The 12,393-nt window shown below is 58.0% G+C and carries 11 protein-coding genes and 1 pseudogene; 11 read left to right on the top strand and 1 reads right to left on the bottom strand.

The window, feature by feature from the left end; translation table 11 throughout:
- The 6 genes and pseudogenes from G113_RS05840 to luxS all read left to right on the top strand — a co-directional run.
- Positions 1-456: pseudogene (locus G113_RS05840) on the top strand (hypothetical protein); the annotation flags it as partial.
- Between the two features lie 11 nt (positions 457-467).
- Entirely contained in the window at positions 468-2,555 is a 2,088-nt protein-coding gene (locus G113_RS05835) for a prepilin-type N-terminal cleavage/methylation domain-containing protein (protein WP_005895423.1), read from the top strand.
- An 85-nt stretch (positions 2,556-2,640) separates the two neighbouring features.
- Complete coding sequence (locus G113_RS05830) at positions 2,641-4,263, top strand: NAD+ synthase (protein ID WP_005895419.1); 1,623 nt, start codon at positions 2,641-2,643, stop codon at positions 4,261-4,263.
- 9 nt (positions 4,264-4,272) lie between these two features.
- A complete protein-coding gene (glnB, locus tag G113_RS05825; RefSeq protein ID WP_005895417.1) occupies positions 4,273-4,611 on the top strand; it encodes a nitrogen regulatory protein P-II in 339 nt (112 codons plus the stop codon).
- Positions 4,611-5,207 (top strand): transglycosylase SLT domain-containing protein, encoded by a 597-nt coding sequence (locus G113_RS05820; protein WP_005895414.1) that lies wholly within the window; start codon positions 4,611-4,613, stop codon positions 5,205-5,207. Before glnB ends, G113_RS05820 begins: the two co-directional genes overlap by 1 nt.
- Before the next feature lie 18 nt (positions 5,208-5,225).
- Positions 5,226-5,735, top strand: coding sequence for an S-ribosylhomocysteine lyase (gene luxS, locus G113_RS05815; protein WP_005895411.1), 510 nt, complete (start codon positions 5,226-5,228; stop codon positions 5,733-5,735).
- 76 nt (positions 5,736-5,811) lie between these two features.
- On the opposite strand, the gene G113_RS05810 is transcribed toward luxS, so the two are convergent.
- Entirely contained in the window at positions 5,812-6,834 is a 1,023-nt protein-coding gene (locus tag G113_RS05810) for a GGDEF domain-containing protein (protein WP_005895409.1), read from the bottom strand.
- 134 nt (positions 6,835-6,968) lie between these two features.
- On the opposite strand from G113_RS05810, the gene rnr reads away from it, so the two are divergent.
- From rnr to G113_RS05785, 5 genes are all read left to right on the top strand, one after another.
- On the top strand, positions 6,969-9,347 hold the full coding sequence (gene rnr / locus G113_RS05805; RefSeq protein ID WP_005895407.1) for a ribonuclease R: 2,379 nt from the start codon (positions 6,969-6,971) through the stop codon (positions 9,345-9,347).
- Positions 9,344-10,093: a 23S rRNA (guanosine(2251)-2'-O)-methyltransferase RlmB gene (rlmB, locus tag G113_RS05800; RefSeq protein WP_005895405.1), complete on the top strand. Its 750-nt coding sequence runs from the start codon at positions 9,344-9,346 to the stop codon at positions 10,091-10,093. The genes rnr and rlmB overlap by 4 nt, the downstream gene beginning before the upstream one ends.
- Before the next feature lie 9 nt (positions 10,094-10,102).
- On the top strand, positions 10,103-10,660 hold the full coding sequence (locus tag G113_RS05795) for a Crp/Fnr family transcriptional regulator (RefSeq protein WP_005895402.1): 558 nt from the start codon (positions 10,103-10,105) through the stop codon (positions 10,658-10,660).
- Positions 10,661-10,769: 109 nt separating this feature from the next.
- Positions 10,770-11,219: a GNAT family N-acetyltransferase gene (locus G113_RS05790; protein WP_005895399.1), complete on the top strand. Its 450-nt coding sequence runs from the start codon at positions 10,770-10,772 to the stop codon at positions 11,217-11,219.
- Positions 11,220-11,473: 254 nt separating this feature from the next.
- Positions 11,474-12,334: a DMT family transporter gene (locus G113_RS05785; RefSeq protein WP_005895395.1), complete on the top strand. Its 861-nt coding sequence runs from the start codon at positions 11,474-11,476 to the stop codon at positions 12,332-12,334.
- Positions 12,335-12,393: the final 59 nt, after the last annotated feature.

Raw genomic sequence — 12,393 nt, 5'->3', positions numbered from 1 at the left:
GATCTGGTGTGGTATTTGTTCAATGAAAATGATGATGCCGCAGGTTGGGCCAATATAGAGTCAAGGGCCAGTCAGATAGTCAACAATTGCAGCAGCCTGGGGCCAACCTCCACTGGACTCATCATCGTCAAGGGCGATTGCAGCCCTGGATCCAATATTGGTACTCAGTCCGCGCCTGTGGTGCTGATAGTCAAGGATGGCAGCTTGAGTATCAACGGTAATAACCAGCTCTATGGCCTGATCTTTGCCTACTCCTCCCATCCTGCCACGGCAACCACAGACATCAAATTAAATGGTGGGGCCATCGTCAATGGTGCCCTTGCCGCCAACTTCAAACTGGGCAAGGCCAACGGCACCTATGATGCCAAGTATGATGAGGCCGCCTTGAGCAACATAAAAACGGGGGCCGCCTTTCAGACCCTTAAACAGATACCCGGTAGCTGGCGCGACTGGTAGAGGATATGCGGATGAAAAGGCAAAAAGGATTTGGCCTGCTGGAGATCCTGGTCACCCTGGTGGTGTTGGGGGTGGGGGTTGTGGGGTTGATCTCCTTGTCCAAGTCGGCTTTGACGGCATCTCAGGATGGGCGGCGTTATGAGATCGCCATGCGACTTGCCGAATCAAAGCTGGACGAGTTTCGCAACTTCAATAGCCTGGTAACGGCCACTGCCCCCCTCACCGCTTATAGCGCCATCGCGAGCGGGACCGCAACCAAAAGCCTGTCAGGAGACAATTATGTGCTGGCATGGACTGTGGCCAATGAGTACTGGAATAGCGCCACCTCCGCGTGGCAAGCGACCGCTCCGGCGGGTTATCTATTGAATTACCCTGGACGCAAAGAGATCAGGGCTGTGGTCAGCTGGACGAACAGCGAAGGGGCGACCCCCAATATCACATTGGTGGGCTACGCCTCCCCGTCTCAGTCTCTGACCCTCAGTCAAATCACTGGCGGTCTGGATACCACTCGGGCAGGCCCCAAGATCAGCTATACCCCCGGAGTGGCCCCCGATGTCATCTCGATAGATCTTGGCAATGGCAGCAAGCAGGAGACCAGTAAGCCATCCCCTACCGTCAGTGCCAAGAACAGTGCGGTAGGCAAGGAGGTTCAATTTGAAACCATGACCTACCAGCCTGTCGGGCAGGGGAACACCCAGCAGATCCAGCAGGATATTACCTCGGTCAGCTGTGCTTGTACCTATGGCTCTACTGCTAGCGCCTATCTGCCGGGGCAAGTTTACAAGACGGGAACGGGTCAGCTTTATTGGAACATTGGCGCCCTGCAGAGCAAGCCAAGTGGCACCGTCAGTGGCAATAATCAGCCGGCATTGTGTGGCAGTTGCTGCATGAATCACTTCGACGGAACGGGGACGGGGTTTACCAACTACTATGCCCCGCTTAACACCAGCCGCAAGCGTTATAACAGCGCTCTGGTGGTGGCGGTCAGCGGTAATTACGTCGATGCTTGCCGCTTTGTGCGACTGGATGGTTATTACCGCCCCATTCCAGATTGGAATCTGGTCAAAGTGATAGTGACTACCTCGGATTTTCTTGCCGCTGCAGCCAATCAGATAAGTTATGAGAATTACATCAAATATGTGGTCAAGGCGTATGTTGACTGGCAGAAGCAGACCCTGAACTGGACCTCCAATCCGACGGCAGCGGCTCCGACCATCAGCGAATTTAGCGACTGGCTTGCCACCAATGCCGCGGCTGGTGGTGATACGACGACTGACATTAGTGTCAATACCGGTACCCGGCAGCTGATCGCCCGCGGCATTTATGTCGATATTCTCGATCCGGCCTATTTGAGCGGCATAGATACCAGTGTCACCGGCTATCTGGCCAAGGTGCCTTTTCAGGACATCAACCTGACCATGCTGGCGGAATGGTCCATGACGCCACTCAGTGGTCAGCTAACAGGAGTGGTGACCGACTACGGTACCATCAGCAATGAGCCGGTCGATACCATAGTCGATCTCAATAACTACTACTTTGGCAGTTATAGCCGTGGCTATCTGACGACTAAAAAGTCAACCAAGGACAGCAGTCAGGTACTACAGAGTGTGAAGGTCAAGGCGACCGTTTATCAGGGCAATTCAGGGGTGACGGCAACACTCATCTCCGCCAGGGATCAGAGCTTGGCACTCAGTACCGAGTTGACCATCAAAGTCGATAGTACAGTGGTGGCGCAGCCGACACTGACGGTGACCGGCAAAGTGCAGTGTCTCGAACAAACAGGTAATAAAGACCCCTCTCCAACCACCTGCAAGAAGAACGTCTTCAACAATCTTTCGATCAGCTCGCCGACAACGGGGGCCAGTTGTCACATAGACAAACCAGGCAACGATAATCAGACGGCCATGTATGTCTGTACTGCGCCGCAAAACAGCACCTTGGTGGTGAGTTTTTCTCACTCTGGATCATTCAGGCTTAATCCGGCTTCGCTGAGTATTCCCATGGCCCCTCCTGCCAGTGGTCAAGTCATCAGCGGCCCTTGTACTCTGCTGGTCGATAACGGTGTGACCAATGCCGCCAACCTGACCTGCTCTCCTTAAGGTTTGCCGGAAGGCCCAAGGCGCTGGCACAGCCAGCGCCTTTTCTTTATCATTCCCCATCATTTCGGTTGAAAGAATCATCGCCATGGCAAAAGCTCTCTCCCTGATGCTCGCCCAGTTAAACCTGACGGTAGGCGCCATCGAAGATAACTGTGACAAAATTCTGGCTGCCGCCAACGTAGCCTCGCGCGAGGGGGCCGATCTGCTGGTCTGCTCCGAGCTGGCGCTGACCGGTTATCCGCCGGAAGATCTCTTGTTGCGCGCCGATCTCATGATGCGGGTCGAGGCCGCCTTGGTCAGGATCGCATCATGGCAGGGCTCCTGTGCCATATTGTTGGGCCACCCCTGGCGCCAGGATGGTGAGCTCTACAACACCGCCTCCCTGTACGATAACGGCGAGCTGCTGGCCCGCTACTTCAAGCAAGACTTGCCCAATTACGGCGTGTTTGACGAGAAGCGTTACTTCAGCGCCGGCAATGAGACCTGCGTCGTGACGCTGCGTGGTCATCAATTGGGCCTGCTCATCTGCGAGGACTTGTGGCAACCTGGTCCGTCCATGGCGGCCAAGGCGGCGGGGGCTGAACTGCTGCTCACCATCAACGCCTCTCCCTATGACAAGGACAAGCCCTGGATCCGCCGTGAGCTGATGACGGAACGCTGCGGCCAGACTGGCCTGCCTCTGGTCTATCTCAATCAGGTATGCGGTCAGGATGAGCTGGTATTTGACGGCTGCTCCAAGGTCTTTAATGGCCATGGGGAGCTGACCCACAGGCTGGCCCCCTTTGCCGAGGAGCTGGCGCTGGTTCATTTTGACGATGGTCAGCCCCGCAAGGAGCGCGAACCTGCGGCGCCCCTGGCGCCCCTGGCAGAGGTCTATCAGGCCCTGGTGCTGGCGGTGCGTGATTACGTCACCAAGAATGGCTTCCAGGGCGCGGTGCTGGGCCTGTCCGGCGGTATCGATTCGGCGCTGACCCTGGCCATCGCTGGCGATGCAATCGGCAACGACAAGGTACAGGCGGTGATGATGCCGTTCCGCTACACGGCCCAGATGAGCGTGGAAGATGCCAAGGAACAGGCGCAGCGCATGGGGGTTGAATTCAACATCATCTCCATCGAGCCCATGTTCGAAGGTTTCATGACTCAGCTCGCCCCCCTGTTTGAAGGGACTGCCCGGGATACGACGGAAGAGAACCTGCAGGCTCGCTGCCGTGGGGTGCTCTTGATGGCGCTCTCCAACAAGCGACGTCGCATCGTATTGACCACGGGCAACAAGAGCGAGATGGCCGTGGGCTATGCCACCCTGTATGGTGACATGGCTGGCGGTTTCGATGTGCTCAAGGATGTACCCAAGACGCTGGTGTTCCAACTCTGCGAATATCGCAACAGCGTCGACTATGTGATCCCGCAGCGGGTCATTGACAGGCCGCCTTCTGCTGAGCTGGCCCCTGATCAAGTGGATCAAGACAGCTTGCCCCCTTATGAGATCCTCGACGCCATCTTGCAACGCTATGTGGAACAAGATGCCTCGGTCGCCGACATGGTGGCAGAGGGCTTTGAAGAGGCGGTAGTGCGCAAGGTGATCCGGTTGGTGGACATCAACGAATACAAGCGCCGTCAGGCCGCGGTGGGGCCACGTATCTCGCCCCGTAATTTTGGTAAGGATCGCCGTTACCCCATCACATCGGGGTTTGGCAAACAGAACTGGTAAGGAGTCACCATGAAGAAGATTGAAGCCATCATCAAGCCATTCAAGCTGGACGATGTACGGGAAGCCCTGGCCGAGATTGGCATCAACGGCATGACGGTCTCCGAGGTCAAAGGCTTCGGACGCCAGAAAGGTCATACCGAGCTCTATCGCGGTGCCGAATACATGGTGGATTTCCTGCCCAAGGTCAAGGTTGAGCTGATAGTGCAAGACGAGGAGCTGGACGCCTGCATCGAGGCTATCCAGAACACGGCCCGCACCGGCAAGATAGGTGATGGCAAGATCTTCGTATGTGAGGTTGAACGAGTGATCCGCATCCGTACCGGCGAAGAGAACGAAGACGCTATCTGATGTGGAAGCGCCTCGTGCTTGGGAGCCTGTCGTTGGGGCTCGCCGCCTGCAGTAGTTCGCCGCCGGCCCAGCCGGAAAATCTGTGCCAGATCTTTCGTGAGAAGCCCGATTGGCATGAGGCTGCCCTCGACATGTCGAAGCGCTGGGGCACGCCGGTGCAGGTGGTGATGGCCATGATGTATCAGGAGTCCTCCTTCGTACATGATGCCCAGCCCCCTATGGGCTACTTCCTCTTTATCCCCACGGGGCGGGCCAGTTCAGCCTATGGCTATGCTCAGGTGAAAGATGACACCTGGGATGATTATCAGCGGGAAACCGGCAACAGCTGGAGCGATCGCGATGACTTTGCCGACGCCATCGATTTTATGGGCTGGTACACTAACAAGGCTCAGAAGCTCAATGGCACCTCCAAGTGGGATGCCTACGGCCAGTATCTGAATTATCACGAAGGTTGGGGTGGCTATCGCCGTGGCAGCTACCGCAGCAAGGGGTGGCTGATGAAGGTCTCCCGCAAGGTAGAGGCCCGTGCCCAGCGCTACGGTGCCCAGTATAGACAATGCAAGGATCAGCTCTCCAGCGGGGGCTGGTTTTCGTAACTAATCAGGAGTTCAGACATGCCGTTATTGGACAGTTTTACCGTCGACCATACCCGTATGGAAGCCCCTGCTGTGCGGGTGGCCAAGACAATGCAGACCCCGAGCAAAGACACCATTACCGTATTCGATCTGCGTTTCTGCCTGCCCAATCAGGAGATCCTCTCCGAGCGTGGCATCCATACGCTCGAGCATCTCTTTGCCGGCTTCATGCGTGATCACCTCAACGGAGACGGCGTCGAGATCATCGACATCTCCCCCATGGGTTGTCGCACCGGCTTCTATATGAGCCTCATTGGCGCGCCGGATGAGGCCCGGGTTGGCAAGGCCTGGCTGGCAGCCATGGCTGATGTGGTCAAGGTGCAGGATCAGTCACAGATCCCCGAGCTGAACCTCTATCAGTGCGGCACCTATGCCATGCACTCTCTGGATGAGGCGCAGGATATTGCTCGCAACGTGTTGGCCCGTGGCGTCGGTGTGAACCACAACGATGCGCTTGCCTTGCCGGAAGAGCAGCTCAAGTCTCTGTAAATATCGGGAGCACGAATACGAGAGGGGCCGCGAATAGCGGCCCCTCTTTTTTGTCGCGGACAAACAGGCGATGCACTCAGAGAGCCAGCGGCATCACCCGATTACGACCCAGTTCTTTTGCCTTATAGAGCAGCTTGTCGGTACGTTCCACCAGGGTGTCACCCGTCTCCTGGCTGTTGAACTCGCTCACCCCGAACGAGGAGGTGATGTGATCGATGCGCTTGCCAGACTTGCGATCCAGAATCGACATCTTCTCTATGGCGCGGCGCAGGCTCTCCGCCATCTGGCGGCTGAGAGAAAGATTGCGGCCGGGTAGCAGCAGGGCGAACTCCTCCCCACCGAGGCGATAAGCGGTGACGCCATCCCGGCAGCATTCGCGCATGCGCTGGCTGAAGGCGCGCAACACTTGATCGCCAAGCAGGTGGCCGTATTCGTCGTTGAAGCTTTTGAAACGGTCTATGTCGGCCAGGATCAAGGAGAAGGGGTGGCGACTGCGGATCAGGCTATCGAGCTCCAGACCGAAGGCACGGCGATTGAGCAGGCCAGTCAGCGCATCCTCGTTGGCGAGCTTTCGGGTCTCGTTGAGCATCTCCCTCAGCTCCTTGATCTCCTTCTCGGCATTGCTTAGCTGGCTGCGAAAGTGCATGGTCGACATACGGACATCCCGAGACTCGCGCACCAGGTCCCGTAATATACCCATGGTATCCTCGAGGCTGAGCCCCTCATCATCGATCTGGCTCAGTCGTTCGAAGCTGCGATCCAGCATGGTCTGAAAGGCGCCTGTGTCCGACAGGGCGTCTTGCATGGTATGACCAAGTTCGCTGGCCATGGCCGCCAGGCTTAGCTTCATGGTCTCGATCTGTTGCTCGTCCTGGGCCGCCAGATGCTGGTGGAACAGACGCTCGCAGGTCGTCAGCGAGCAGGTACCCTGCAATTTGATGGCCTGATCGATTGCGTGATTCAGTTCGGGCATGCTAGCCGACACATAGCTGTACCAGAGGGTATAGTTAGCCGGGGTGGTGGGGATCTGATACTTGATCATCAGAGGAACCGCCTGCTTCAGGTAGGCGGCGGACTGGGCGAATGAATCCTTGCTCATGGGTTCCATGTCTTATCAGGCGTGCAAATTGCGTCCAGTATGACAGAGAGATGTTGTAAAAGGCAGCAGGTGGATGCCATTAGCTCCCCCCTCCGATATACTAGCCGAGTCATTACTTATTCTAAGGCCTGCTTATGTCTCAAAAAGATCCTTTCCTCCAACGAGAGGCCGAGAAATACGAGAATCCCATCGCCAGCCGCGAGATGCTGCTGGAGCTTATTCGCGGTCATGAAAAACCCATGTCCCGCGAAGAGCTGGCCACAGTCCTCAAGTTGACTGAGGAAGAGCCGTTGGAAGCCCTTCGCCGTCGTCTGCGCGCCATGGAGCGTGATGGACAACTGGTCTTCACCCGCAACCAATGTTATGCCTTGCCGGATCGTCTGAATCTGGTGAAAGGCTATGTGCTCGGCCATAAAGATGGATTCGGTTTTCTGCGCCCTGAAGGTGGTGGATCGGATCTGTTCCTGAACAACCGCGAGATGCAAAAGCTGATGCACGGCGATTACGTGCTGGTGCAACCGACCGAGATCGATCGCAAGGGCCGCCAGGAGGCGCGCGTCGTGCGACTGCTCAAGGCTCGCGAGGCCGACATCGTCGGGCGTTACTTCGTCGAGAACGGCATGGGCTTCGTGGTGCCGGACGACAGTCGTATCGGTCAGGACATTGTTATCCCTGAAGGGGAAAACAAGGGTGCTCGCCAGAGCCAGGTCGTCGTGGTGCGAGTCACCCAGCGCGCCACTGCCCGCATCAATGCGGTCGGCACCGTGCTGGAAGTGCTGGGTGAGAACATGGCCCCCGGCATGGAAATCGACATCGCCCTGCGCACTCATGGCATCCCTCATACTTGGCCTGAAGAAGTGACCAAGGAGATTGCAGGTCTGGGTGAGCAGGTACCGGAAGAGGCCAAAGTGGGTCGCATCGATCTGCGCGCCCTGCCGTTGGTGACCATAGATGGGGAAGATGCCCGCGACTTCGATGACGCCGTCTTCTGCCAAGCCAAGAAGAGTGGCGGCTGGCGCCTCTGGGTTGCCATTGCCGACGTATCCTCCTATGTACGCCCGGGAACAGCGCTGGATGGCGAGGCCTATCAGCGTGGCAACTCCGTTTACTTCCCCGAGTACGTGGTGCCCATGTTGCCTGAGGTGCTCTCCAACGGTCTCTGCTCCCTGAACCCGCAGGTGGACAGGCTCTGCATGGTGTGTGAGATGACCATCTCCTCCGGCGGCCGCATGTCCGGCTACAAGTTCTATGAAGCCGTGATGAACTCCCATGCGCGCCTGACCTACAACAAGGTTGCGGCCATGCTGGATGGCGATGCCAAGCTGCGTCATCAGTATGACCCCTTGGTGGGCCATATCGAGGAGCTCAACAACCTCTACAAGGCACTCAAGCATGCCCGCCATCAGCGCGGTGCCGTGGAGTTCGAGAGCGAAGAGACCCGCTTCATCTTCAACGCCCAGCGCAAGATAGATCGGATAGTGCCGCTGGTGCGCAACGATGCTCACAAGATCATCGAAGAGTGCATGATCATGGCGAACGTGGCTGCGGCTCGCTATATCGAGAAGAATGAAGCTGCCGCCCTGTTCCGGGTACATGATCGTCCGGGTGAAGAGCGTCTGACCAATTTCCGTGGCTTCCTTGCCGAACTGGGCCTGGAGCTCAAGGGCGGTCTGGAACCAGAGCCAAAAGACTTCGCCGAACTGGCTGCCCAATTCGAGGGTCGTCCGGATGCCGAGTTGCTCTCCACCATGTTGCTGCGCTCCATGCGCCAGGCGGTCTATCAGGCCGACAACATAGGTCACTTTGGCCTGGCCTTGAAGTCCTATGCCCACTTCACCTCGCCAATTCGTCGTTATCCTGACTTGATCCTGCACCGCGCCATCAAGTTCCAGGCGGCGAAGGAGCAGGCGGCCCAGCGTAACAAGTGGACCCCGAGTGGCGGTTATCACTATCAGTTGGCAGAAGTGGATCCCATGGGCGAGCACTGCTCCATGACCGAGCGCCGTGCCGATGATGCCACCCGCGATGTGGCCGACTGGCTCAAGTGCGAGTACATGCTGGATCACGTGGGTGACGAGTTCGACGGTGTTATCGCCAGCGTCACCGGCTTTGGCTTCTTCGTCCGTCTGGCGGAGATCCACATCGACGGTCTGGTGCACATCAGCTCCCTCGACAATGACTACTACCAGTTCGACCCCATGCATCAGCAGCTGATCGGCGAGAACTTCCGTCGTCGCTATCGTCTGGGTGACCGGGTTCGGGTCAAGGTAATGGCCGTCAATCTGGACGATCGCAAGATCGACTTCACCATGGTGGAGGAGCCGCTCAAGGCGACCGGCAAGAATGCCAAGGAGATGGCGCGCAAACAGGCCGAGATCAAGAGCGAGAAGGCCAAAAGCAACCGTCGCCACGAGCGTCGTCAGGAGGGGAAACCTCTGAAGACCACGGCCGCTAAACCCAACAACCGCCGTCCGAGTAAAAAGGCGCGTGACAAGGCCAAGAGCACGAAATGAGCAGTGAACTGATTTATGGCATTCATGCCGTGGCCGCCCTTCTCGAGCGTGAGCCAGAGCGTTTCATTGAAGTGTGGGCACTCAAGGGCCGTGACGACGACAGGCTGCAGCCCCTGTTGGATGAGCTGGAATCACTGGGCCTCAAGGTGCAGAGCGTCAATCGCAAGACGCTCGATGATAAAGCCGAGGGCAACAATCACCAGGGCATCATGGCCAAGGTGATCGAGGCGCCCAAGCTGGCCGAGCATGATTTGGCCAGCCTGCTGGACCAGCTTGAGCAGCAGAAGACGCAACCCTTCCTGCTGGTGCTCGACGGTGTGACGGATCCCCACAACCTCGGTGCCTGCTTGCGCAGCGCCGATGCGGCTGGTGTGCATGCGGTGATAGTGCCACGGGACAAGGCCACTGGCCTGACTTCGGTGGTGCGCAAGGTCGCCTGTGGCGCCGCCGACGTGGTGCCGCTCATCCAGGTCACCAACCTGGCCCGCAGCCTGCGTGAATTGCAGCAGCGCGGTGTCTGGCTGGTCGGCACCGCCGGCGAGGCGGATCATGATCTCTATCAGGCCAAGTTGACCGGTCCGATGGCGCTGGTGATGGGCGCCGAGGGGAAGGGGATGCGTCGTCTGACTCGTGAGCATTGCGATGAGCTGGTGAGCATCCCTATGGCCGGGGCCGTTTCCAGCCTCAACGTCTCGGTGGCCACCGGTGTCTGCCTGTTCGAAGTGGTGCGCCAGCGCCGTGCCTGAGTGAACGCCATGGAACGACCCCTGTTTAGCTGGGATCCCCATATAGATGAGCAGGAGGCCAAGGGCCTCCTCTCTTTTGCGCGTTTGCAGCGTCTGGCGCCGCGAGAGTGTCTGTGGTTGGCAGGGGATAGCCCGGACCTGCTGGTTCGGGTAGAGCAAGGCCTACTGCGAGCCCGGGTTGCTCTAGACGATGGCCGCGAATACATCAAGGAGTTCTACTGGGAGGGGGATGAGTTTCTCGATTTTCATCATCAGCTCAGTGGCCAGCCGGCTCGGTACAGCGTTGAGGCATTGGAGCCCTGTCGCCTGTTGGTGTTTCCCCTCACCAGCTTGCGCCAGCACAGGCTTTGGCCCATCTGGTACCAGCATCTGATCGCCGTTCAGCTACGCATCAAGGAGGAGAAGGAGTTGTTGTTGCTGACCGGTACCCCAGAGGCACGCTACCAGCACTTCCTGACCCATTTCCCCGCCCTGGATGCCCGTCTGCCGGATCATCAGGTGGCGGCGTATCTCGGTATTACCCCCATCAGTCTGAGCCGGATCCGTAAAAGATTGAGATCCCGCTAAGGGCTTCTCGCGCTTGCCTGCATGAAAATCGCCCCCATCCGTTAACCAAGGTTAATGCGAGGCCAGGGGCGGGACGCTATGCTGGCGGCTTCTTCCCAAGGAGTCAGCTATGGATTGGACCCTCAAGGGCTTCGACGCCCTCTCGTTACATGAACTCTACGATCTGCTGGTACTGCGTTCCCGGGTGTTTGTGGTGGAGCAGACCTGCCCCTTCCTCGATCTGGATGGGCTGGACAAGCACAGCGACGTACTGCACCTGCTGGGATGGCAGAACGGTGAGCTGGTCGCCTATGCCCGCCTGTTGGCCCCGAATGTGGTAAAGCCTGACTTTGCAGTGATAGGTAGGGTGGTGACGGCGCCAGAGGCCCGTGGTGGCGGTCTGGGCCATCAGTTGATGGAGACGGCAAGCGCCGAGTGTGAGCGGCTCTGGCCCCAGGCGCCCATTTACCTGGGTGCCCAGGCGAGGTTGCAGGGTTTTTATAGCCGTCACGGCTATCGACCCGAAGGGGAAACTTATCTCGAAGATGACATACTGCACATCGGTATGGTGCGACCCTGAGTGAAGGGGAGTCCATGTTGTGCAGTCGGGCGCCTAATGCCTTTTAGGCATAACAATGAAATTATTATGTCTTGAGGTAGTAAAGAAAACGGATGCCTCTCTCGGACTTAGTCCGTATTCTTTGAATGATTAATCGACAATATTCGGCAGAGGCATCCTGAAGTGGCAAATTTTGCGATAAATGCTGAACAAGATCCGAAAGCTTTGCCGCTTCACCGATTCATGACTGCCGCTTTTTTGAATGGGGCGGTGCGATGGAGCTGATCCGCAAGCACTTCGCCCTCGATCTGCAAACCTTTGCCATTATCACCCTGGTGCTGGGCAACCTGGCCCAGGCCTTCTCCGATGTGCTGGTCAAGCTGATTGGCCCCGGCTTCAGCCCTTTCCAATACATGTTCCTGCGCCAGCTGCTGACCCTGCTGGTACTGCTGCCCTTCATGCTGCGGGTGCCAAGAGCGGCCTGGGGACTGGGTGCCTGGAAGTGGCACCTGCTGCGCGGCCACCTCTGTCTGATCGGCGGGGGGGGCATGATGCTGGCCCTGACCCAGCTGCCGTTGGCCACGGCCAACGCCATCTTCTATGTGTCTCCGCTGTTGACCCTGCCGCTGGCGGCCTGGCTGCTCAAGGAGAAGATCCACTCCCGGGTCTGGCTGCTGGGGGGCATGGGTCTGCTTGGGGTGGTATTCGTACTCAAACCGGGGGATTTCCATCTGGCCGGGCTGGGGGCGCTGGTCACGGCTTTTACTCTGGCTTTGTTCAATGTCACCGGTCGCAAGCTGCCAGCGGGCATCTCTGTGGTGGCGACCCTGTTCTGGGCCAACCTGCTGGCGCTGCCGCTGACGGCGGGGCTGGCGGTGAATCAGTGGCAGCCGGTGGATTGGCGGCTGCTGGCGCTGATCGGGGGCAGCGGCGTGATGCAGCTGCTCTACCATGCCAGCTGCATCTATGCCTACCGGCAGGTAGAGGCTAACCGCATCGCGACGACCGAGTATTCCGGGCTGATGTTCGTGGTGCTGCTGGGGGTCTGGCTGTTTGGCGAAATCCCGGCCTGGAACCTCTGGGTCGGGGTGGGCTTAATCTTGCTGGCCATCCATTGGCAGCGTCGCCTGCGCTAGCGCACTTTGTTTTCCTCCCAATGACAAACCGGCTGCTGGCCGGTTTGTCATATGAGCAG

This window comes from Aeromonas molluscorum 848 (assembly GCF_000388115.1).
Lineage (GTDB): Bacteria > Pseudomonadota > Gammaproteobacteria > Enterobacterales > Aeromonadaceae > Aeromonas > Aeromonas molluscorum.
The sequence above is the reverse complement of the archived record's forward strand: the minus strand, read 5'-3'. Positions and strand labels throughout refer to the sequence as shown.

Coding starts and splice junctions, on each gene's coding strand:
- G113_RS05785 (WP_005895395.1), top strand. CDS start 11,474: ATGGAGCTGATCCGCAAGCACTTCGCCCTCGATCTGCAAACCTTTGCC.
- glnB (WP_005895417.1), top strand. CDS start 4,273: ATGAAGAAGATTGAAGCCATCATCAAGCCATTCAAGCTGGACGATGTA.
- G113_RS05790 (WP_005895399.1), top strand. CDS start 10,770: ATGGATTGGACCCTCAAGGGCTTCGACGCCCTCTCGTTACATGAACTC.
- rnr (WP_005895407.1), top strand. CDS start 6,969: ATGTCTCAAAAAGATCCTTTCCTCCAACGAGAGGCCGAGAAATACGAG.
- G113_RS05830 (WP_005895419.1), top strand. CDS start 2,641: ATGGCAAAAGCTCTCTCCCTGATGCTCGCCCAGTTAAACCTGACGGTA.
- G113_RS05835 (WP_005895423.1), top strand. CDS start 468: ATGAAAAGGCAAAAAGGATTTGGCCTGCTGGAGATCCTGGTCACCCTG.
- luxS (WP_005895411.1), top strand. CDS start 5,226: ATGCCGTTATTGGACAGTTTTACCGTCGACCATACCCGTATGGAAGCC.
- G113_RS05820 (WP_005895414.1), top strand. CDS start 4,611: ATGTGGAAGCGCCTCGTGCTTGGGAGCCTGTCGTTGGGGCTCGCCGCC.
- rlmB (WP_005895405.1), top strand. CDS start 9,344: ATGAGCAGTGAACTGATTTATGGCATTCATGCCGTGGCCGCCCTTCTC.
- G113_RS05810 (WP_005895409.1), bottom strand. CDS start 6,834: ATGAGCAAGGATTCATTCGCCCAGTCCGCCGCCTACCTGAAGCAGGCG.
- G113_RS05795 (WP_005895402.1), top strand. CDS start 10,103: ATGGAACGACCCCTGTTTAGCTGGGATCCCCATATAGATGAGCAGGAG.